The organism is Streptomyces sp. NPDC058619 (assembly GCF_042717785.1).
GTDB lineage: Bacteria > Actinomycetota > Actinomycetes > Streptomycetales > Streptomycetaceae > Streptomyces.
The window spans coordinates 123,774-143,354 of sequence record NZ_JBHXQN010000015.1 but is presented as its reverse complement, the minus strand read 5'-3'; the positions used below and the strand labels follow the sequence as shown (position 1 = coordinate 143,354).

Here is a 19,581-nt window from a genome sequence, read left to right as displayed (position 1 = left end):
CACAGCTGCGCACGGCATCATCGGTGCATGATCGAGCACACCGAGCCGGAGCCCTCCAGGCCCCTGGGGTCCTGGATACGCTCCTCGCCCGGAACGCACCTCTGGCTGCTGATCATCGCCGTCACCAGCATCGTCGTCGTGATCGCACCCGACCGGGTGGACCACGTCCTGCTCCACCGCAACAGCAGCAATATCCAGCAGCTCGTCCAGCATCCGGTGCGGGCGCTCTTCAGTAGTGCCTTCTGGATCGAGAACCCGGCCTCGCTCGCCCTCTACGCGCTGCTCTTCGAGGTCTTCCACGCCCCCGTCGAACGCTGGCTCGGCACCCTGCGCTGGCTCCTGATCGTCGCGACTGCCCACGTCGTCGCCACTCTGGTCAGCCAGAAGGTTCTCCTGACGGCCATTCAGGACCATCGAGCCCCGCGGACCATGACCCATGTCGTTGACATCGGCGTCAGCTACGGACTCGCGGCTGCCGCGGGCGTGCTTACCTACCGGCTGCCCGGTCCCTGGAGATGGTTCTACCTCGCCGGGGTGGTCGCCTTCTTCGGACTCCCCCTCGCCACCGGCGGGACCTTCACCGACCTCGGCCACGCCATCGCCCTCGCGGTCGGCCTGCTCGCCTGGCCGCTCACCCGCCGCGTTGTTTCACGTGAAACACGGCCCGTGTTTCACGTGAAACAGGGATAGCCGGGCGTTGCCCTCGCGACGTAGTGCTCCCACACCCGCGTCCTGCCTGCCTGGGTCCTGCCTGCGCTACCGCCGGATTCACGGCTGATGCGCGGAAATTCACTGGTACGCGGCTTCCGGCCGGGGCAGAGTGAGCCGTGCGGGGAGCAACAAGAGGTCCGGGGCAGCCACTTCGAGCGCGCCTTGGGCGCGGGCAGCCCCGGACCTCCTCCGCTGTACGTGCTAGGCGGCTCCCAGCAGGCGTTCCAGCACCACTGCGATGCCGTCCTCCTCGTTGGAGGTCGTCACCTCGTCCGCCACGCTCTTGAGCTCCGGATGGGCGTTGGCCATCGCGACCCCGTGTGTGGCCCAGCCGAACATGGGGATGTCGTTGGGCATGTCGCCGAAGGCGATGGTCTCCGCGGCCTTCACACCCAGCCGGCGTGCGGCCAGTGACAGGCCGGTGGCCTTGGTCAGGCCGAGCGGCAGGATCTCCACCACGCCCGGACCCGCCATCACGATGTCGACCAGGCTGCCCACGGTCTGCCGCGCCGCCTTGACGAGGGCGTCGTCGTCCAGACCCGGATGCTGGATGTACAGCTTGTTCAGCGGTGCGGTCCACACCGCGGTCGTGTCCTCAAGGTAGACGGCGGGAAGGCCCTCCTGTACCCGGTAACCGGGTCCGATCAGGACGTCGCCGTCGACACCGTCCCGACTGGCCGCGAGGGCCAGTGGGCCGATCTCGGCCTCTATTTTCGACAGCGCCAGACCGGCCAGCTGCCGGTCCAGCGTCACCGAGGTCAGCAGCCGGTGCGATCCCGCGTCGTAGACCTGCGCGCCCTGCCCGCACACGGCGATCCCCTGATAGCCGAGGTCGTCCAGGACGTGCCGGGTCCAGGGCACGGCCCGGCCGGTGACGATGATGTGCGCCGCACCGGCCGCGGTGGCGGCGACGAGCGCCTCGCGGGTGCGTTCCGAGACGGTGTCGTCGCCGCGCAGCAGGGTGCCGTCGAGATCCGTCGCGACGAGCTTGTACGGGAACGGGGCCGGGCTCACTTGTTGATCGGCTCCAGGACCTCGCGGCCGCCAAGGTACGGACGGAGTGCCTGGGGCACCCGTACCGAGCCGTCGGCCTGCTGGTGGTTCTCCAGGATCGCGACGATCGTGCGCGGCACGGCGCACAGGGTGCCGTTCAGCGTGGCCAGCGGCTGGGTCTTCTTGCCGTCGCGGTAGCGGATCGACAGGCGGCGGGCCTGGAATCCGTCGCAGTTCGACGCGGAAGTCAGCTCGCGGTACTTCCCCTGGGTCGGGATCCACGCCTCGCAGTCGAACTTGCGCGAGGCGGAAGAGCCGAGGTCACCGGTGGCGACGTCGATCACCTGGAAGGGCAGCTCCAGGCTGGTCAGCCACTGCTTCTCCCACTCCAGAAGGCGCTGGTGCTCGGCCTCGGCGTCCTGCGGCGCGACGTACGAGAACATCTCGACCTTGTCGAACTGGTGGACGCGGAAGATGCCGCGGGTGTCCTTGCCGTACGTGCCGGCCTCGCGGCGGAAGCAGGGGGAGAACCCCGCGTACCGCAGCGGCAGCTTGTCGGCGTCGATGATCTCGTCCATGTGGTACGCGGCGAGGGCGACCTCGGAGGTGCCGACGAGGTAGTAGTCGTCCTTCTCCAAGTGGTACACGTTCTCCGCGGCCTGGCCGAGGAAGCCAGTGCCCTCCATGGCCCGCGGACGGACCAGGGCCGGGGTCAGCATCGGGATGAAGCCGGCCTCGGTGGCCTGCGCGATGGCCGCATTGACCAGGGCCAGCTCCAGCAGGGCACCCACACCGGTCAGGTAGTAGAAGCGGGAGCCCGACACTTTGGCGCCGCGCTCGACGTCGATGGCACCCAGCGACTCGCCCAGCTCCAGGTGGTCCTTGGGCTCGAACCCCTCGGCGGCGAAGTCGCGGATGGTCCCGTGCGTCTCGAGGACGGTGAAGTCCTCCTCGCCGCCGACCGGGACGTCCACGTGGACGATGTTCCCGAGCCGCAGCAGGAGCTGCTTGGCAGCCTCGTCCGCCTCGTTCTGTTCGGACTCGGCCGCCCTGACGTCCTGCTTGAGCTGCTCGGCCCGCTTCAGCAGCTCCGCCCGCTCCTCCGGAGAGGCCTTCGGGATGAGCTTGCCGAGCGACTTCTGCTCATTGCGCAGTTCGTCGAAGCGCATGCCGGAGGACCTGCGGCGCTCATCGGCGGAGAGCAGTGCGTCGACGAGCTCGACGTCCTCTCCACGGGCGCGCTGCGAGGCGCGGACACGGTCAGGGTCTTCACGGAGCAGCCGGAGGTCAATCACCCCTCCAGGCTACCGGGCTGGGGTTCCGGGGATCACACCGATATCACGCTGCGTGTCGCTATGTCCCAATTGCCAGTATTGGATAAGTCTTGCCGGTCGGCTGGAAGGGGCTCTTCTCCTGCGGTCGATAAATGTCGCGCCTTTCCCCGAAATGGGGCCCGGGAGCAACGGTCGGGCTGGCCCTGAGCAGGGCGGCAGGAGGTTCTTTGTCCACAGGAATTACCGTTGCCGCCAGCTTATCCACAGGCTGTGTGCCGCCTCTGTGGACACGGGAATAGATCAATCCCGTTCGGCAGTCGACCGGGTCGAATCGGGGTTCAAACCACCCTCACACGCTCATTCGGGTGGGAATGGCTCGCTCCAAAGAGTTGATCGGCGATGCACGGGTGACAGCGTTCACCCTCTGCTCCCCAGCATGAAACCTGGACCTCCAGCCGATTTGTCGACCTTGTCGTGCTGTTCTGTCGACTTGTCCCCAGGTTGCCATCTCCCCCTGTGGATAACTCTGTGGACAGTGGACGAAGCCCTACGCCCTGCCGTCCAGGCAGCGTGTCAGCCAGTCGGAGGCGGCCGTGAAGTCGGCTTCGGAGGTCCCCGGCCGCGCAGCCCGTACGTCACTCAGAGCGACGCCGGCCCGTGGGTAGGAACCGAGGAAGCGGACCTGGGGGCAGGTGCGCTTGAGGCCCATGAGGGCTTCGCTGACCCGCCGGTCGGAGATGTGGCCCTCGGCGTCGACGGCGAAGCAGTAGTTGCCGATGCCCTCGCCGGTCGGCCGGGACTGGATCAGCATCAGGTTCACCCCGCGCACGGCGAACTCCTGGAGGAGTTCCAGCAGGGCGCCGGGGTGGTCGTCGGCGAGCCAGAGCACGACGGAGGTCTTGTCGGCGCCGGTCGGCGCGGCGGGCCTGGCCGGCCGCCCGACGAGTACGAACCGGGTCTCCGCGTTCTCCGCGTCGTGGATCTCGGTGACCAGCGGGACGAGCCCGTAGGTGGCGGCGGCGAACTCGCCGGCGAAGGCGGCGTCGAAACGGCCCTCTTGCACCAGCCGGGCGCCGTCGGCGTTGGAGGCCGCCGACTCCCACACCGCATCGGGCAGGTTCGCGCGGAGCCAGTTGCGCACCTGGGGCTGGGCCACCGGGTGCCCGGTGACGGTCTTGACGTCCGACAGGGCGGTCCCGGGCCGCACGAGCAGGGCGAAGGCGATGGCCAGCCGCACCTCGCGGTAGATCATCAGCGGCTCGCCCGAGGCCAGCTCGTCGAGGGTGGCGGTGACCCCGCCCTCCACCGAGTTCTCGATCGGGACGAGCGCGGCCGCGGCCTCGCCGTTGCGCACCGCGTCCAGTGCGGCCGGCACCGAGACCATCGGGACCAGCTCCCGGGTCGCGGCTTCCGGCAGCTGACGGAGGGCGGCCTCGGTGAAAGTGCCCTCTGGACCGAGATAGGTGAAGCGCGTGGCCGTCATGTGATCAGCCTAGTGCCGGGGTGCTCCACGCCGGGGTGCTGTTCACCCTTCGAGCAGCCGCTGCCCCACGTACTCCCCGGGACGGGGAGCGGCCGGGACCGCGTACAGGCCGCTGGACTCGTGCCGGATGAACTCCGACAGCGCGTCCCCCCGGTCGAGCTTCCGCTGGACCGGGACGAACCCGCGCAGCGGATCGGCCTGCCAGCAGACGAACAGGAGCCCGGCGTCGGGGGCGCCGTCGGCGCCGATCCCGTCGTGGAAGGAGAACGGGCGCCGCAGCATGGCCGCCCCGCCGTTCTGTTCGGGCGCGGAGATCCGCGCGTGGGCGTTGGCCGCGATGACCGGCTTCCCGTCGGCGCCGATCTTGGTGAGCTCCGGCTCGGTGGTTTCGCCGCCACCCGTCAGCGGGGCGCCGGTGGCCTTGTTCCGGCCGATCACCTGCTCCTGCTGGGCGAGCGACTGTTTGTCCCAGTCGTCGAGGAGCATACGGATGCGCCGGACGACGGCGTACGAGCCGCCGGCCATCCAGGCGTGCTCGGCTGGACCGGGGCCCGTGCCGGGCACGAAGATGCGGCGGTCGAAATCGGGCTCGGCGGGCTTGGGGTTTCCGGTGCCGTCGATCTGCCCCATGAGGTTGCGCGCGGTCATCGGGGTGCCGGTGGCCCCGGGGGACCGGTTGAAGCCGTTCATCTGCCAGCGGACACGGGCCGCCTGCCCGGCGTCCCGCTGCAGGGCCCTCAGGGCGTGGAAGGCGACGAGACCGTCGTTCGCGCCGATCTGGACCCACAGGTCGCCGTTGCTGCGCCGCCCGTCGAGCTGGTCGGAGGAGAAGTCCGGCAGCGCGTCGAGGGCGACGGGACGGCGGGCGGTGAGGCCGGTGCGCTCGAAGAAGGAGTGGCCGAAGCCGAAGGTGACGGTGAGGGAGGACGGGCCGGCGTCGAGGGCGATACCCGTGTCGGAGTCCGGGGCGCTCTCGCCCGCCATGAGCAGCCGTGCGGTGTCGGACCAGCGACGCAACAGCGCCGCGGCCTCCGTGCGTCCCGCGCCCGCCGCGAGGTCGAAGGCGACGAGATGTCCCTTGGCCTGCAACGGTGTGGTGATGCCGGCCTGGTGGTTGCCGTGGAAGGCGACCTGCGTGGCGCCGAGGGAGGACAGGCTCCCGGCGGCTCCGCCGGGGGACGCTGTTCCCGCGTCGGTCGCCGCCGCGTGCGCGAGGGCGCCACCGGCGGCGCCGAGTGCGAGCCCCGCGGCGCCCGCGGCGCCGACGGTGCCCAGCAGGCGTCGCCGGGAGATCTCGATGTCGGGGGTGCTCTCGGTCACTCTGCTCAGCCGATCTTCGCGGTCTTCTGGACGGTCGTCTGGTCGATGTCGGAGGTTCGTACGGTCACGTCGATGCGCCATTCTCCGGCCAGCGGCAGCTGTACCCCGGAGGCCGTCCAGTGCCCCGGCGCGGCGCGGTCGGGAACGAGCGGCAGTGGGCCGACGTCCTTGGCCGGAAGGGTGAAGGCGACCTTGACCTCGGGGAGGTCGAGCGGTCGGCCGTCGGGGGAGCCGGCCCAGACGTGCAGGGTGTTGGCGCCCACCCGGCCCGGGTCGAGTTCGAGCCGGACGTCGCCCTTGCCACTCGGGCCACCGGTGTCGAACGGCAGCGTGATCTTGACCGCGCGGTCCGGCACGGCGGTGGAGGTGGAGCCTCGCCCGGCCTCGCGCTCCACCGCGCGGCCCGGCTCGGTGCTGGTGAGCACCGTGGTGACGGCCAGCAGGATCACGGCCACACCCGCCTCGGCGAGCACCGAGCGGCGCAGCCCGGCGCGGTCAGGGTCGGCGTCGCGGACCTGCTTCTCGCGGGCCGTCTCACGGGCGGCGTGCTGCCGGGCGAGCTGGGCGGCACGCTTCGGGTCGGCCGAGGAGGTCGCTGCCGCCGTTTCACGTGAAACGGCCTCGGTTTCACGTGAAACACCGCCCGTCGTTTCACGTGAAACATCAAGCGGTGCGAGGGCCCGCTCGTCCTCCCGCTCGGCGCCCGCCGACCCGTCGAGCAGCCGACCGGTCCACCGGCGGGACATGAAGGCGATGCCGATCAGGACGGCGACGAGGCCGACCTTGAGGAGCAACAGCCGTCCGTAGTCCGTCCCGGTGAGGGCGGACCAGCTGCCGAGCTGACGCCAGGACTGGTACACCCCGGTGACGGCGAGCACCACCACGCTGACGAAAGCCACCTTCGAGAAGCGCCGCACCGCTTCGCGCTCGATCCCCGGAACCTTGTACAGGGCGACGAGCAGGGCGGTGAGACCGCCGAGCCAGATGGCGACGGCGAGGAGGTGCAGGATGTCCGCCGGCATGGCGATGCCCGGCTGGATCCCGGTGGAGGCGTGCTCGGACAAGGCCCAGGTCGCGGCGATGCCGCCCGAGACCACGGCGCCGCCGATCGCCAGGCCGAAGGTGAGGTCGCTGGTGTCCTTGTCCTCCTCGGTGGTTCCGGCACCCTGCTGGCGCCGTGCGTAGACACCGAAGAGGACCGCGATGAACAGGGCGGCGGCACCGAGCAGGAGCAGTCGGGAGATAAGCGAGGCGCCGGTCTTCGTCTCCAGGACGGTCTTCAGCCCGGCGAGGTCGAAGGCGTCGGCGAACTGCCCGGACCCGGTGTACGGAGTGCGCAGCACCAGCATCGCGAGGGTGGCCGCGGTCAGGGTGACCCAGGCCCGCACGACGAGCTTCTGGAGCGGGCGCGCCCCGGCGCCCCGGCGCCAGCAGAGCAGGATGAAGGCGGCGCCGCCGACGAGGACGGTGAAGCCGGCGTAGGCGGCGTAGCGCGCGATCCCGTACGCGATGCCGACCGGGCCGCCGCCGGCCTCCCGGGTGGGGAGCGTGACGTTGGTGGCCGAGGGTGCGCCGATGGAGAAGGTGAAGGCGCCGGAGATCGGGTGGCTGTCGGCCGATACGGCCTGCCAGGCGACGGTGTACGTGCCTTCGGGCAGGCCGGAGTTCAGGGCGGTGCCGTAGCGGATGATGTGTCCGCTGCACATGTCGCGCAGCTCGCCGGTGTCCACCCGCCTGCCCTGGGGGTCCAGGACGCGGATGGAGTCGTCGCCCATGGCGACCTGCTCCGAGAAGGAGAGCGAGACCTGTGCGGGCGCCGTGGCGACCACCGCCCCTTCCTTGGGGTCGCTCGCGGTGAGTGCGGCGTGCGCCGCGGCCGGGGAGGCCGCGGTGAACAGGCTTGCCAGCAGGGCTGCGAGGACCAGCGCGAGCCGCGGCAGGAGTGCCGTGGCATGGGCGCGGGCCGCGGAAGGTGCGGGGGCGGTGGCCGTCATGGCGTGTCGGTTCCTCGGTCCGTCAGTGGGCGTTGGAGTTCTGCGCGGTGTACGTCCGTTCCTTCACGTCGAGTTCGACCTTCACGGGGCCGGCCTTCTCGAAGCGCAGCTCGACGGTGACCTTCTCGCCGACCTTCGGAGTGCTCTTGAGGCCCATGAACATGACGTGGTTCCCGCCGCGCTCCAGCCGGAGCTCACCGTTGGCAGGCACGTCCAGCGACGGGACCTGCTGCATCTTCTGGTCCTTCGTCTCGTGGATCTGGAGATCGCCGGAGAGCGGGGAGGAGGCGCCGGTGAGCTTGTCGGCGGTCGCGGAGCCGTTCTTGATGACCATGAACGCGCCGGCCATCTTGTCGTTGACCGGTTCGGGCATGAAGCCCTGGCTGACCTTCATCGCGGGCTCGTCCGCGTCGGAGGAACAGCCGGATATGGCGAGTGCGGCCGTCAGGGAGAGGGCGACGGCGAGGGTGCGGGTGGTGCGGGCAGTCACGGGTTCTCTCCCTTGATGATCTTCGGCAGGTCCTTGGCGTAGTCGTCGACGGTGGTGCCCTCGCCGTAGAGGACGTAGCCCTCCTCGGTCTTGGGCGAGAACGCGATGACCTGGGCGCCGTGCATGGAGACGACCTTGCCGTCGGCTCCCGTTGTGGCGGCCTCGATACCGATGCCGAGCGAGCGTGCTGCGGCCTGGATGGCGGCGAAGTCCCCGGTCAGGCCGGTGAAGGCCGGGTCCAGGGAGCGAAGCCACGCGCCGAGGGACTCGGGAGTGTCCCGTGCGGGGTCGGTGGTGACGAAGACGACCCGGAGGTTGTCCTGGTCCGCCTTGGGGAGCGACTTCTTGGCCACGGCGATGTTGCTCATCGTCAGCGGGCACACGTCCGGGCAGTGGGTGTAGCCGAAGTAGATGAGAGTCGGCTTGTTCTTGGTCTGCTCGCGCAGGCTCCACGGCTTGCCCGTGGTGTCCGTCAGGACGAGCTCCGGCTTGGCGAAGGGGCGGTCCAGAACGGTCGCGGCCTTGGCAGTGTTCTGGCCGCCGGAGATCTGGGTGACCGAACCGGTCTTGGCGGTCTCACCGCCGCAGGCGGTGAGGGTGAGCGCGGCCGCCGCTGCGAGAGCGGCGATCGTCACACGAGTGGTGCGCATGAGGAGGTGTCCCTGGGATCGGGGAAAGTACGGATGGTCCGAAGGGCAGTGCCCGCGGGCACGTCAGGTCAGGCGGAGCGGCGGCGGCGCGAGGCGATGCCGAAGGCGACACCGCCGAGCCCGACCACGATGCCCGTGATGCCGAGGGCCCGCGCGGTCGTGTCGGAGCCGTGCTCGGACGCGGCCTCGTCGTGGCCCGCCTTGGCGTCCTTGTCGGCGTTCTTGGCCTCGTCGGCCTTCTTGTCCCCGCCGTCGTGGTGGTCGTCGGCCTTGGCGGCGGTCAGCTTCAGGACGGGCGCGGGGTTCTGCGGTTCCGCGGCGCCTTCCTTGGCCTCCTCGATCCACCGGACGACCTCACCGTTGTCGTAGGTCTGGATCGCCTTGATGACCATCTGGTCGGCGTTCTCGGGGAGCTTGCCGACCGAGAGCGGGAACTGCTGGAACTTGCCGGACTCGATCTTGCCGCCGGACCAGGTGACCTTGGTGACGGCCTTGGTGATCTGCTTGCCGTGCACCGTGAGCGGCTTGTCGAGGTCGCTCGTCTCGACCTTCACGGTCCAGCCGGGGATGTCCTGCGGCATGACGGACGTGAGCGGCTGGTCGATCGGGAAGTTCACCTCGAGCTGGATGGTCGAGGCGTTGTCGCGCTCGTTGGGGACCTTGAAGTTGATCGTCGCGTAGCCGCCCTGGGTGGCCTCGCCGGGCTGCACGCTGACGTGGGCGAAGGCGGGGCCCGACAGGACCAGGACGGTACCGGCGGCGAGGGCGGCGGCGAAGGAGACGCGAGAGGTCTTCACGGCAGAAACACTCCACGGAAGCAGGGTGGCGTTCGCTCCGGGCACGGGCGCGCACGGAGTTCGCGGCACCGGTGCCCGCCCCGTGTCCCGGGAAGGGGGGTGCCGCGTCAGGCTGCGAGGGCGAGCGCGCCGGGGGGCCCCCGCCTGATCACCGTGTGCTGGAGGGTCGCCCGGCCGGTGGCCGGGTCGGGCACGGAACCGGTCCGCAGGGCCCGCGGCGTACGGGAGACCGTGCCCGCGAGTCCGGCGCCGAGGGCGCGTACGAAGGCCAGTGCGGCACGCAGCGGTCGTACGGGGGCGGCTTCGCGAGACAGCCGGGAGAGGTCGACGAGCCGGAACAGGGCGGCGTCGCCCCGGCCGAGCAGCCACCCGGCGCCGAGCGCGGCCAGCAGGTGCCCGGCCAGCATGGCCGGGCTGAACAAGCCGGTATCGGGCGCGGCAGCGGCCGCCTGGCTGAGGTGCGCGTGCGCCCCGTGCCCCTGTACCGCGGCCTGGGCGGCGAGCGCGGCCGGATCGAGACCGGCGGTCTCCAGGATCTGCCGGGCGTCAGCGGGGCTGACGGGTACGGAGTTGCCGCCGCACACCAGCCGGGCGGCGAGCGTCGCGAGCGAGGCGTCGGCGGCGCTCGGCGTCGGTGCCTTCGCGACGGTGGCATCGTGCTGGCCGAGACCGAACAACGCGTGCAGGGCGAGCTGTCCGGCGGTGAGACCGGCGGCGAGCCCGGGCAGGGTGCGCCGGCGTCCCGCGAGCGGGGCGGCGATCGAGAACACCGCGACGAAGCCGATGCACAGTGACCACCAGGGCACGGTCGCGCAGGATGCCAGGGCGTGCCCGGCCGCGGACAGCACGACGCAGACCGCGGTGAACACCGCGGCCCGGATCAGCCGGAGGCCGACTCCGGCGTGCGTCGCGTGGGGGGCAGTCATGGCCCGGTCATCATCGCACTGCGCTTAGGCCCTCCATACGGCAGGTCCGGAAGGTCCAATGAGTCCCCCTGTGCGGACGGCACGCGCACGGCACACGGACACCCCGGGCCGCGCCCGCGCGCCACCACCGCTGCGGGCACGGCGCCGCACTCGCCCCGCATACCCCGCGGCGCGGGCGTGCCACATCGGCTGAACGAGGTCAATGCGCGCTCCGTCGGCCGCAGGGCGCTTACCGCCCCCCGCGGGAGGCAATAGGTAACCGTATGAGCATCTGGTGGTCTCTCCACTTGAGGCGCGAGGCCGCGAGCGTGCCGCTCGCCAGGCGACTGCTGCTGGGGACGATGGAGACCGCGGGGGTGGACCCGGACATCTCCTTCGATCTCTCGCTGGCACTGAGCGAGGCCTGCGCGAACGCGGTGGAGCACGGCGGATGCGGCGGTCTCCCGGACGACGGGGCCGGGGCGTACGACGTCACGGCCTACCTGGACGGGGACTGCTGCCGCATCGAGGTGACCGACTCGGGTCCGGGCTTCCCCGCCGCGACAGTGGCCCGCCGCAGACCCTCCCTGGCCGAGCACGGCCGGGGCTTGCACCTGATCGCGGAGCTCTCCGACCATGTGCGCTTCCGCAACCGGCCGGGACGCGGCGCGGTGGTGAGCTTCGACAAGATGCTGAAGTGGCGCGACGGCGCGCTGCTCAAGGTGTCCTAGCCGCCTGGGCCGTACACGCCGCCGCGGGTACGCCGATGGGCGGGACCCGCTCGGGGTCCCGCCCATCGGAAGGGTGTGGTGACGGCCTCGCGGCCGGCTGCGGCCGCCGGGGATCAGCCCTTGAGGCGCGCCATCCAGGCCTCGACCTCGACCGAGGTCCGGGGCAGCCCGGCCGAAAGGTTCCGGTTGCCGTCCTCGGTGACGAGGATGTCGTCCTCGATCCGGACGCCGATGCCGCGGTACTCCTCGGGCACGGTCAGGTCGTCGGCCTGGAAGTACAGACCGGGCTCGACCGTCAGGCACATGCCCGGCTCCAGCGTGCCGTCGACGTACGCCTCGGTCCGCGCGGCGGCGCAGTCGTGGACGTCCATGCCGAGCATGTGGCCGGTGCCGTGCAGGGTCCAGCGGCGCTGCAGACCGAGCTCCAGGACGCGCTCGACCGGGCCCTCCAGCAGGCCCCACTCGACGAGCTTCTCGGCCAGCACGTGCTGGGAGGCGTCGTGGAAGTCGCGGAACTTCGCACCCGGCTTCACGGCGGCGATGCCGGCTTCCTGGGACGCGTAGACCGCGTCGTAGACCTGGCGCTGGATGTCGGTGTACGCGCCGTTGATCGGCAGCGTGCGCGTGACGTCGGCGGTGTAGAGGGAGTGGGTCTCCACACCGGCGTCGAGCAGGAGCAGGTCTCCGGAGCGGACGTCGCCGTCGTTGCGGACCCAGTGCAGCGTGCAGGCGTGGGGACCGGCGGCGCAGATGGAGCCGTAGCCGACGTCGTTGCCCTCGACGCGGGCGCGGAGGAAGAAGGTGCCCTCGATGTAGCGCTCGGACGTGGCTTCGGCCTTGTCGAGGACCTTCACGACGTCCTCGAAGCCGCGGACGGTGGAGTCGACGGCCTTCTGCAGCTCGCCGATCTCGAAGTCGTCCTTCACGGCGCGGGCCTCGGAGAGGTAGACGCGCAGCTCCTCGTCGCGCTCCTTGGTCACCTTGTCGGTGAGGGCGGACTCGATGACGGAGTCGTGGCCGCGCACGGTGCGGACCGGGCCCTCGGCCTCGGTGAGGGACTCGGCGAGCTCGCGGACGTCCCGCGCGGGGATACCCAGCAGCTGCTCGGCCTCGGTGAGGGAGTGGCGCCGGCCGACCCACAGCTCGCCCTGGCCGGACAGCCAGAACTCGCCGTTCTCCCGGTTGGAGCGGGGCAGCAGGTAGACGGCGGCGCTGTGGCCGGTCTCCCCGGTGGGCTCCAGGACCAGGACGCCGTTCTCGGTCTGGTCACCGGTGAGGTACGCGTACTCGGTGGAGGCGCGGAAGGGGTACTCGGTGTCGTTCGAGCGGGTCTTCAGACGACCCGCGGAGACGACGAGGCGCTCGCCCGGGAAGCGCGCGGACAGCGCGGCCCGGCGCGCGGCGGTGTGCGCGGCCTGGGGGATCGGCTCCAAGCCGTGCAGCTCGGTGTCGGCCCATCCGGTGCGCATGCTCTCGGCAAGTTCGTCGCTGACGCCCGGGTACAGACCGTTCTTGCGCTGCTTGTGCTTCTTCTTAGGCTGCTCTTCTTCCGGGGTCTCCGGGGTGAGCTCGTCAGCCACGTCTTCTCCTCAGCTACGACAGGCACGGACCTGGGTGTGGACCTCATCCATCGTATGTGTGAGCGGAAGACGCCCGGAGGGCATGTGCCATATCACTCAAATCGGGCGGCGAGCAGCACGATGTCCTCGGGGAGGTCGGCTGGCTCCCGCTCGGGCAGCACGGTCCGCAGGATGTGGTCGCAGAGGGCCGCGGGATCGTCCCGGACGGCGCGGGGAACCCCTGCGGCGGCCGCGTGCAGCCGGGCGTAGGCCCGGTCCATCGGGTCGCCTGTGCGGCGCAGCAGGCCGTCCGTGTACAGCAGCACCGTTTCTCCGGGAGCGGGCTCGATCTCCACGCTCGGCGCCTCCCAGCAGGACAGCATCCCGAGCGGCGCGGAGAGCGAGGTCTCCACGTACTCGGTGCGCCGTTCCCCGGTGAGCAGCGGCGGGGTGTGTCCGGCCCCGGCCAGGATGATCTTCCGCTGGGCGGGCTCGCAGTACGCGAAGAGCGCGGTGGCCGAGCGCGCGGGCTCGGTCAGGCGCAGCAGCAGCTCCAGGTCGGACAGGACCGCGACGGGGTCCTCGCCCTCCATGACCGCGTAGGCGCGCAGGGAGGCGCGCAGCCTGCCCATCGCGGCGACGGCGCTGGGCCCGGACCCGGTGACGGAGCCGACGGCCAGGCCCAGTGCTCCCTCGGGCAGCGGCAGGGCGTCGTACCAGTCCCCGCCGCCGCGCGGCCCGGTGTGGTGGCGGGCGGCGAGCTGGACCCCGGGGATCCGCGGGAGCCTGCTGGGCAGGAGTTCCTCGGCGACGGTCGCCAGGCCGGAGCGGGAGCGCTCCACCTCCAGCATCCGGGCCAGGTGCTCGGCGGCGTGCCGTACGTACAGCCCGGCGAGGTCGCGCTGGCGGTCGCTGGGCTCGGCCTGCTCGTCGTAGAGCCACACGGCGGCGCCGAGCCGGCCCGTTGCCTCGGCGGTGAGCGGCAGCGCGTAGCTGGCGGCGTACCCGAGGCGGGCGGCCACCTCGCGGTGGCGGGGGTCGACGGGGGCGGCGAAGCCGCCGGTGCCCGCGGGCGCACCCGGTTCGGGGAGCACCTCGAAGCCGCCCTCGGCGTCCGGGAGCCCGTCGAGGATGCGGCCGTACGAGGTCGCGCTGCGCGGCACGGTCTCGATGTGACCGAGGTCGGCGTGGCCGAGCCCGAGGCCGATCGTCGTGGTGGGACCCAGTCCGTCGGAGGGCTCCAGGACGATCAGGCCGCGGCGGGCGCCGACGAGGGTGGCCCCGGCGCGCAGGAATTCGCGGAGGGAGGAGTCGAGGTCGTTGGCGCGGGCCAGGCGCTCGGTGAGTTCGTGGAGGGTGGTGAGGTCCGAGACCATGCCCGCGAGCCGGTCCTGGATGAGGCTGCCCGGGGCGGGCGCGGGCACTGCCGCGGGCGCGCTCCGGGCGGGTGCGGGCGCCGCAGTTTGCGGTGACGCGGTAACTGCCGGATCGATTCCAGCCACTTTCGGCAGATGCGGGGCGCTCATGGCGTCCGCCTTTCCACCTGGTGCGATTCGCCATATAGCATCGCAAACCCCCAGATCGTGCTGCGCCGCCATCAAGGAATCCACATCTACACGCACACGTGGATGCATGTCCAGCATTGCCCAGGTGCCAATTCTGGTGTTCGCGGAACGGCAACTCACGGTCGAGCCAAGGCTAGAACTTGGCCGGAAAAAGCTGGAACCCGACGGTTTTTGCGGTCGACTGGGCGAGCTCCACCAGGGGCCCGGGTACGTATTCGGCAGCGCCCGGGGCCAGTTGACGCCTCCCGACGGCCATCCGTCGGTCATCAGGCAGCGTCGCGGTACCTCCGCGGCGACGCCCCGGCGGGCGTCGGGAACCACCCGGCGCGGGCCGTCGTCCTTAACGGCGGCAGCCGGTCTCGGTACCGGTACGGGGCGCGTTCCGCCCCCGTCGGCTGTTCGGCGGACCGCGAGGAGACTGCGCGAACAGTGCGAACCCGCTTCTGGCGAACAGTGCGGACAGTGACGCGAAACATGTACGTGCGGTGAGACATCGGTTACATGGTGTGATGTGGCCCTCGGCGTTCAACGGAAAGGAACGAGCGCTCATGCGCGAGATCCTCGGAAGGCGTCTCCAGCGGCTCCGCGATCGGTTTCCATCCCTGCATCCGGCCCGGGGGCGCAGCGGCGCGCCGGATCTCCTCGACGCCGCGCTCACCTGCGCCACTACGTGGCAGTGGCCGGTCCTGCCCGGCATCGGCCGGTCGGCCGCGGACGGATCGCGGTGTGCCTGCCCCGACCCCGACTGCGTCGTCCCCGGCGCGCACCCCTTCGACCCGGGGCTCCTCGCCGCCACCACCGATCCCCGGATGATCACCTGGTGGTGGACCAACCGGCCCGCCGCCCCCGTGCTGCTGGCCACCGGGGGGACCGCCCCGTGCGCCGTGAGCCTGCCGGCGGCCGCGGGCGCGCAGGCCCTCGTACGGCTGGACGCGCAGGGCCTGCGGCTCGGGCCGGTCGTGGCCACGCCCACCCGGTGGTCGCTGCTGGTGGCGCCGTACTCCCTGGAGCGGCTCGGCGAGCTGCTCTACGCCAAGGACCACGTGCCGTCCTCCCTGCGCTTCCACGGCGAGGGGGGCTACGTGCTGCTGCCGCCCTCGGCCGCGTCCGGCGGGGGCCAGGTCCGCTGGGAGCGGGAACCGCGTCCGGAGTCGCAGCCCCGGACCCGGCCCCGGCTGACGCGCGCGGCAGAAGCGGGTGGCGCGGCACGGACCCCCTGGCTGCCCGAGGTCGAGGCCGTCGTGGACGCGTTGGTCGAGGCGAGCAGCGGCGCCCCGGGCGGCGGCAGCAGGCTCGCGTACTGACCCGTCCGGGACCGGGCGGATCACTCGTACGGGTGCCAGCGGAACGAGTTTGCAAGGGAATTGGGCGCGGAGCTCTCCGCGCCCCATTCCCGGATCGCTATCTTCGGCGAATGAATCTCCGCCTGATCGGTATCGGCGCCGGTGTGTTGATCATCCTGTCGCTTCCGCTCGCCGGTGCGATCGCAGGCCCGGATATCGCCGGTCAGGACGACGGGAAAGGCGGCGGCCTGCTCTCGACGCTCGGACTCTCGGACGCCGCGCGCACCGCGTCCGCGCCGTCCTCGGGACCGGCTGCGGTGTCCGGCCGCGAGCGGCCCGGGCCGGCCGAGCAGCCCCGTACGGACTCCAGCTGCGGGCCCGAGGTGTCCTCGCCCCACGGCGTGGAGGCACAGACCTGCGTGCTAGTCGGCGAAGGGCGTACGTGGGGCCGTAGTTACTACCGCAACACGAGTGGTCGCGCGCTCGACGCGGTGCTCACCGTGATGGGTCCGGCAGGGCGCACGGTGCAGATCCGCTGCGCGGTCGGGGCGGGAGACGAGCCCGGTCTGTGCGAGACGCCGAGGGACGACTCCGCCGGGAAGCCGGAAAGCTACTCGGCCGTAGCGGAGTTTGCAGTTCCGGATGATGAAGGCGAGTTGCTGCTGCGGTCCGGGAGTAACTCACCGGCACCGTCCGACGGTTGAGAACCGTCGAAAATCAAGCGCCCGGTCGCTGGCGACGGGGGATGCACCAGCGACCGGGCTACAAGAACGGTAACAAGAGATCGCCTGTTCGCAAATTCGATCTCTGATATTCAGACAGCGATTTGCAGACGATTAGCGGGAGTTGTGACTCCGGTCACCGGTCCCGCACGGGTGCCGCGGTCAGCTGAGGGTGACCTGGCGGTTGGTGAGCCCGCCGCGCGCCCGGCGCTCCTCGGTGGTCAGCGGTGCGTCCGTGGCCAGAGCCGTGGCCAGCCGCTCGGCGAGCTCGGCAGCGGGCTTCTCGACGTCGTCGGCCGTGACGCCGGTGGGCAGGTCCCAGACCGGGACCATCAGGCCGTGCGCGCGGAAGGAACCGACCAGCCGGGTGCCTTCGCCCAGCGAGGAGGTGCCGGCGGCGTGCAGCCGCGCGAGCGCGTCGAGTAGCTTCTCCTCGGGGTGCGGCATGACCCAGCGCAGGTGGTTCTTGTCCGGGGTCTCGCACCAGTAGGCCGCGTCCACGCCGGCCAGCTTGACGGTGGGAATGGCCGCCGCGTTCGCGCGCTCCAGGGAGGCGGCGAGCTCCGGAGAGGCGCTCTGCGCGCTCTCCGATTCCGGAATCCAGAATTCGAATCCGCTGTGGACAACCGGCTCGAAACCGCCCTCGGTGTCCAGGAGGTCCTGAAGTCGCGGGCCCTCGGCGGGAACCCGGCGGGCCGGAACGGGAGTACCCGGTTCCGCGGCGAGCGCGCGCTCCAGGGTGTCGGCCATGTCCCGCCCGAGGTCCCCGGTGGATGACTCGTTCTGCAGGGCCAGCAGTACGGACCCGTCCTCGCGGCGCAGCGCCGGCCAGGCCAGGGGCAGTACGGTCACCAGGGTGACGGACGGGACGCCCTCGGGCAGACCGGCCTTGAGGGTGAGCGGCACGGTGGCCGCGGGAACGAGCTCGCGCAGCGCGACCCAGTCGCACTCGCCCGGCAGGCCTTCGAACGGGCGCTGCACGTGCTCGGTGACGGCGTGTGCGGCAGCTGCGCCGTGACACGCCTTGTAGCGGCGCCCGGATCCGCAGGGGCAGGGCTCGCGAGCGCCCACCACCGGGATCTCACCGTTGTTGAGCTGCGGCTTTGCAGTCTTGGCTGCGGGGCGCTTCTTGGCCATCGTGGGTGTCTCCCGGTTGCGGCGGTACGGCGTCGTGTCTGGGCGCGAGCCTAGCCGTTCGTACCGCCGGAACCGGTGGGTGCGGCCGGGAGCACGGTCGGCGTGCGCTCCCGGGCGGCCGCTCTTGTCGCGGGCCGTACTGCTCTCCGCACTGTTGGGCGCGGGTTGTTGTCAGTTGCGGGTCAGTTGCGGTCGATCGTTGACGTTTCTGATCGGGCGACGGTTGTCACGCGATCGCCTCCGCAGTTGCCTTACCGGTCGTTTCCGCGTTCGCGGTCGCTTGTGCGGTCGGTTCTGCGGCTGGCTCTGAGGTCGGTCCGACGTCAGGAATCGGGCTCGCCGAACGCCGTGCCGAAGTCGATCGCCGGGGGCGCGACGCGCGTAGCGAAATCGTCGTGCCGGGCCCCACAGGCAACGACCGCCCAGACGGTGACCTCACCCGCCGCTCCATCCCGGACACCCCAGGTCTGTGCCAGAGCGCTGATGATGTTCAGCCCCCGGCCGCCGCGCGCGGTGACCGAGGGCGTGGCTGGGACAGGGCGAGTGGGCCCGCCCCCGTCCGTGACCTCGACCGTCAGCCGCCCCGCCCCGTCGACGCGCCATCCGGCGCGTATCTCCCCGTCGCCGATCTCCCGTGAACCCAGCGGCCTGCCGTGTCGACAGGCGTTGCTGAGCAGTTCGGACAGGATCAGTACGGCATCGTCCATGACCGATTCGGACACCCCGCAGAGACGCAATTCCTCGCGCATCCGGTGCCTCGCCTCGCCCACGCCAGCAGGGCCATGGCGTACGACCATGCACGACGACGTGGGCACTTCTTGTGCCACCACCAACGCCACCCCCGGAACCTCCTTAGCCCCACGCATGGTCTGGATGCCCCATTGGCCTGGACCGGAAACCGCCGTAGCGGAGGCCTCTGACGCACTCGCGGCGGTCGAATGCGGAGCGGATGCGCCGGTGCACTCCCTGTTACCGGAGGGCTAGTGGTGACAGGAGGGCAAAACGGGACGTCAGCGTCCCAGTTGTGACAGAACCTGCCGGGGCCTGTTCGTGATGATTGCTTCCACGCCCAGATCAGCGCACAGCCGAACGTCTTCCGGATCGTTCACCGTCCACACGTGAACGGAGTGGCCCGAGGCCTGAAGCTTGCGGATGAAGGCGGGGTGGTTGCGCACGATCCGCATCCCGGGGCCGGCGATCTGCACTCCGTCGGGCAGCCGCCCGTCCCGCATCCGGGGCGAGATGAACTGCATCAGGTACACCGTCGGGACGGTCGGAGCGGCTGCCCGCACCCGGTGGAGGGAGCGCGCGGAGAAGCTCATGACCCGGACCGGGTGCGGGCCCGTGGCGGGCGGGGCGTCCAGGCCGAAGCGCTTGAGGAGGAAGAGGAGCCGCTCCTCCACCTGTCCGGCCCAGCGGGTCGGGTGCTTCGTCTCGATCGCCAGCTGGACCGGGCGCCCCGCGTCGGAGACCAGCTCGAGGAGGCGCTCCAGGGTGAGGACCGAGGTGCGCTCGGGGTCGGAGTCCCAGTCCGGGGACTCCTCGCGGTCCTTCCAGGAGCCGAAGTCGAGCGCGGCGAGATCGGCCAGTTCCAGGGCCGAGACGGCGCCGCGGCCGTTGGAGGTGCGGTTCACCCGGCGGTCGTGGACCAGGACCAGATGGCCGTCGGCGGTGAGCCGTACGTCGCATTCGAGGGCGTCGGCGCCGTCCTCGATGGCCTTGCGGTAGGCGGCCAGGGTGTGCTCGGGGGCATCCTCCGAGGCGCCGCGGTGGGCGACGACCTGGATGGGAAGCGGCGTTGCGTGGGTCACCGGGTCATGGTGCCATCGAGCGGGCGCGGGGCGGCGGGGCCGGGTCCTGTCGGCCGTCCGAAATGTCAGATATAAAGAATGCGGGGAGACTCACAGGTCCGGCTTACAGTGCTCTGACGGGTCATGGGAAAGGCTTTGCCCAGGAACTTGTGCGGC

The 19,581-nt window shown here is 71.0% G+C and carries 17 protein-coding genes and 1 pseudogene; 4 read left to right on the top strand and 14 right to left on the bottom strand.

The window, feature by feature from the left end; all coding sequences use genetic code 11:
• Positions 1-27: 27 nt before the first annotated feature.
• A complete protein-coding gene (locus ACFWTC_RS17675) occupies positions 28-690 on the top strand; it encodes a rhomboid-like protein (protein WP_383926469.1) in 663 nt (220 codons plus the stop codon).
• A gap of 222 nt (positions 691-912) precedes the next feature.
• Here ACFWTC_RS17675 and ACFWTC_RS17670 read toward each other — a convergent pair whose 3' ends face one another.
• From ACFWTC_RS17670 to ACFWTC_RS17630, 9 genes are all read right to left on the bottom strand, one after another.
• Positions 913-1,725 carry an HAD family hydrolase gene (locus ACFWTC_RS17670; protein ID WP_383926471.1) on the bottom strand — a complete coding sequence of 271 codons (813 nt, stop codon included), beginning with the start codon at positions 1,723-1,725 and terminating at the stop codon, positions 913-915.
• Complete coding sequence (gene serS / locus ACFWTC_RS17665; RefSeq protein WP_383926474.1) at positions 1,722-2,999, bottom strand: serine--tRNA ligase; 1,278 nt, start codon at positions 2,997-2,999, stop codon at positions 1,722-1,724. The genes ACFWTC_RS17670 and serS overlap by 4 nt, the downstream gene beginning before the upstream one ends.
• 526 nt (positions 3,000-3,525) lie before the next feature.
• Positions 3,526-4,461, bottom strand: coding sequence for a prephenate dehydratase (gene pheA / locus ACFWTC_RS17660; RefSeq protein WP_383926476.1), 936 nt, complete (start codon positions 4,459-4,461; stop codon positions 3,526-3,528).
• Positions 4,462-4,503: 42 nt separating this feature from the next.
• Complete coding sequence (efeB, locus tag ACFWTC_RS17655; protein WP_383926479.1) at positions 4,504-5,862, bottom strand: iron uptake transporter deferrochelatase/peroxidase subunit; 1,359 nt, start codon at positions 5,860-5,862, stop codon at positions 4,504-4,506.
• On the bottom strand, positions 5,787-7,775 hold the full coding sequence (locus ACFWTC_RS17650) for a copper resistance protein CopC (protein WP_384027751.1): 1,989 nt from the start codon (positions 7,773-7,775) through the stop codon (positions 5,787-5,789). Before ACFWTC_RS17650 ends, efeB begins: the two co-directional genes overlap by 76 nt.
• A 22-nt stretch (positions 7,776-7,797) precedes the next feature.
• A complete protein-coding gene (locus ACFWTC_RS17645; protein WP_383926482.1) occupies positions 7,798-8,265 on the bottom strand; it encodes a copper chaperone PCu(A)C in 468 nt (155 codons plus the stop codon).
• Positions 8,262-8,915, bottom strand: coding sequence for an SCO family protein (locus ACFWTC_RS17640; RefSeq protein WP_383926485.1), 654 nt, complete (start codon positions 8,913-8,915; stop codon positions 8,262-8,264). Before ACFWTC_RS17640 ends, ACFWTC_RS17645 begins: the two co-directional genes overlap by 4 nt.
• Before the next feature lie 68 nt (positions 8,916-8,983).
• Entirely contained in the window at positions 8,984-9,712 is a 729-nt protein-coding gene (locus tag ACFWTC_RS17635) for a YcnI family protein (protein ID WP_384027749.1), read from the bottom strand.
• A 107-nt stretch (positions 9,713-9,819) separates the two neighbouring features.
• The gene (locus ACFWTC_RS17630) at positions 9,820-10,638 is read right to left on the bottom strand and encodes a hypothetical protein (protein WP_383926491.1); all 819 of its coding nucleotides are present in this window, start codon (positions 10,636-10,638) and stop codon (positions 9,820-9,822) included.
• Between the two features lie 263 nt (positions 10,639-10,901).
• Between ACFWTC_RS17630 and ACFWTC_RS17625 the strand changes: the two genes are divergently transcribed.
• Positions 10,902-11,348: an ATP-binding protein gene (locus ACFWTC_RS17625; RefSeq protein WP_383926493.1), complete on the top strand. Its 447-nt coding sequence runs from the start codon at positions 10,902-10,904 to the stop codon at positions 11,346-11,348.
• A gap of 113 nt (positions 11,349-11,461) precedes the next feature.
• Here the strand turns inward: ACFWTC_RS17625 and ACFWTC_RS17620 are convergent, their stop codons facing one another.
• Together ACFWTC_RS17620 and ACFWTC_RS17615 are read right to left on the bottom strand one after the other, a co-directional pair.
• Positions 11,462-12,928, bottom strand: coding sequence for an aminopeptidase P family protein (locus ACFWTC_RS17620; protein ID WP_383926496.1), 1,467 nt, complete (start codon positions 12,926-12,928; stop codon positions 11,462-11,464).
• A gap of 92 nt (positions 12,929-13,020) precedes the next feature.
• Positions 13,021-14,550 (bottom strand): PP2C family protein-serine/threonine phosphatase, encoded by a 1,530-nt coding sequence (locus ACFWTC_RS17615; protein ID WP_383926499.1) that lies wholly within the window; start codon positions 14,548-14,550, stop codon positions 13,021-13,023.
• A 470-nt stretch (positions 14,551-15,020) separates the two neighbouring features.
• Between ACFWTC_RS17615 and ACFWTC_RS17610 the strand changes: the two genes are divergently transcribed.
• Positions 15,021-15,776, top strand: a complete 756-nt coding sequence (locus tag ACFWTC_RS17610; protein ID WP_384027747.1) for a bifunctional DNA primase/polymerase — start codon at positions 15,021-15,023, stop codon at positions 15,774-15,776.
• A gap of 110 nt (positions 15,777-15,886) precedes the next feature.
• Positions 15,887-16,459, top strand: a complete 573-nt coding sequence (locus tag ACFWTC_RS17605) for a hypothetical protein (protein WP_383926504.1) — start codon at positions 15,887-15,889, stop codon at positions 16,457-16,459.
• A 180-nt stretch (positions 16,460-16,639) separates the two neighbouring features.
• On the opposite strand, the gene ACFWTC_RS17600 is transcribed toward ACFWTC_RS17605, so the two are convergent.
• From ACFWTC_RS17600 to ACFWTC_RS17590, 3 genes and pseudogenes are all read right to left on the bottom strand, one after another.
• On the bottom strand, positions 16,640-17,614 hold the full coding sequence (locus ACFWTC_RS17600) for a DUF5926 family protein (RefSeq protein ID WP_383926507.1): 975 nt from the start codon (positions 17,612-17,614) through the stop codon (positions 16,640-16,642).
• A gap of 323 nt (positions 17,615-17,937) precedes the next feature.
• Positions 17,938-18,539: pseudogene (locus ACFWTC_RS17595) on the bottom strand (ATP-binding protein).
• 85 nt (positions 18,540-18,624) lie between these two features.
• Positions 18,625-19,425: a glycerophosphodiester phosphodiesterase gene (locus tag ACFWTC_RS17590; RefSeq protein WP_383925682.1), complete on the bottom strand. Its 801-nt coding sequence runs from the start codon at positions 19,423-19,425 to the stop codon at positions 18,625-18,627.
• Positions 19,426-19,581: the final 156 nt, after the last annotated feature.

Excerpts from the sequence above, each read along its gene's own strand:
- ACFWTC_RS17675 (WP_383926469.1), top strand. The coding sequence starts at position 28 with ATGATCGAGCACACCGAGCCGGAGCCCTCCAGGCCCCTGGGGTCCTGG.
- pheA (WP_383926476.1), bottom strand. The coding sequence starts at position 4,461 with ATGACGGCCACGCGCTTCACCTATCTCGGTCCAGAGGGCACTTTCACC.
- efeB (WP_383926479.1), bottom strand. The coding sequence starts at position 5,862 with ATGGCGCATCGACGTGACCGTACGAACCTCCGACATCGACCAGACGAC.
- ACFWTC_RS17650 (WP_384027751.1), bottom strand. The coding sequence starts at position 7,775 with ATGACGGCCACCGCCCCCGCACCTTCCGCGGCCCGCGCCCATGCCACG.
- ACFWTC_RS17640 (WP_383926485.1), bottom strand. The coding sequence starts at position 8,915 with ATGCGCACCACTCGTGTGACGATCGCCGCTCTCGCAGCGGCGGCCGCG.
- ACFWTC_RS17630 (WP_383926491.1), bottom strand. The coding sequence starts at position 10,638 with ATGACTGCCCCCCACGCGACGCACGCCGGAGTCGGCCTCCGGCTGATC.
- ACFWTC_RS17625 (WP_383926493.1), top strand. The coding sequence starts at position 10,902 with ATGAGCATCTGGTGGTCTCTCCACTTGAGGCGCGAGGCCGCGAGCGTG.
- ACFWTC_RS17615 (WP_383926499.1), bottom strand. The coding sequence starts at position 14,550 with ATGCTGGACATGCATCCACGTGTGCGTGTAGATGTGGATTCCTTGATG.
- ACFWTC_RS17610 (WP_384027747.1), top strand. The coding sequence starts at position 15,021 with ATGCGCGAGATCCTCGGAAGGCGTCTCCAGCGGCTCCGCGATCGGTTT.
- ACFWTC_RS17605 (WP_383926504.1), top strand. The coding sequence starts at position 15,887 with ATGAATCTCCGCCTGATCGGTATCGGCGCCGGTGTGTTGATCATCCTG.
- ACFWTC_RS17600 (WP_383926507.1), bottom strand. The coding sequence starts at position 17,614 with ATGGCCAAGAAGCGCCCCGCAGCCAAGACTGCAAAGCCGCAGCTCAAC.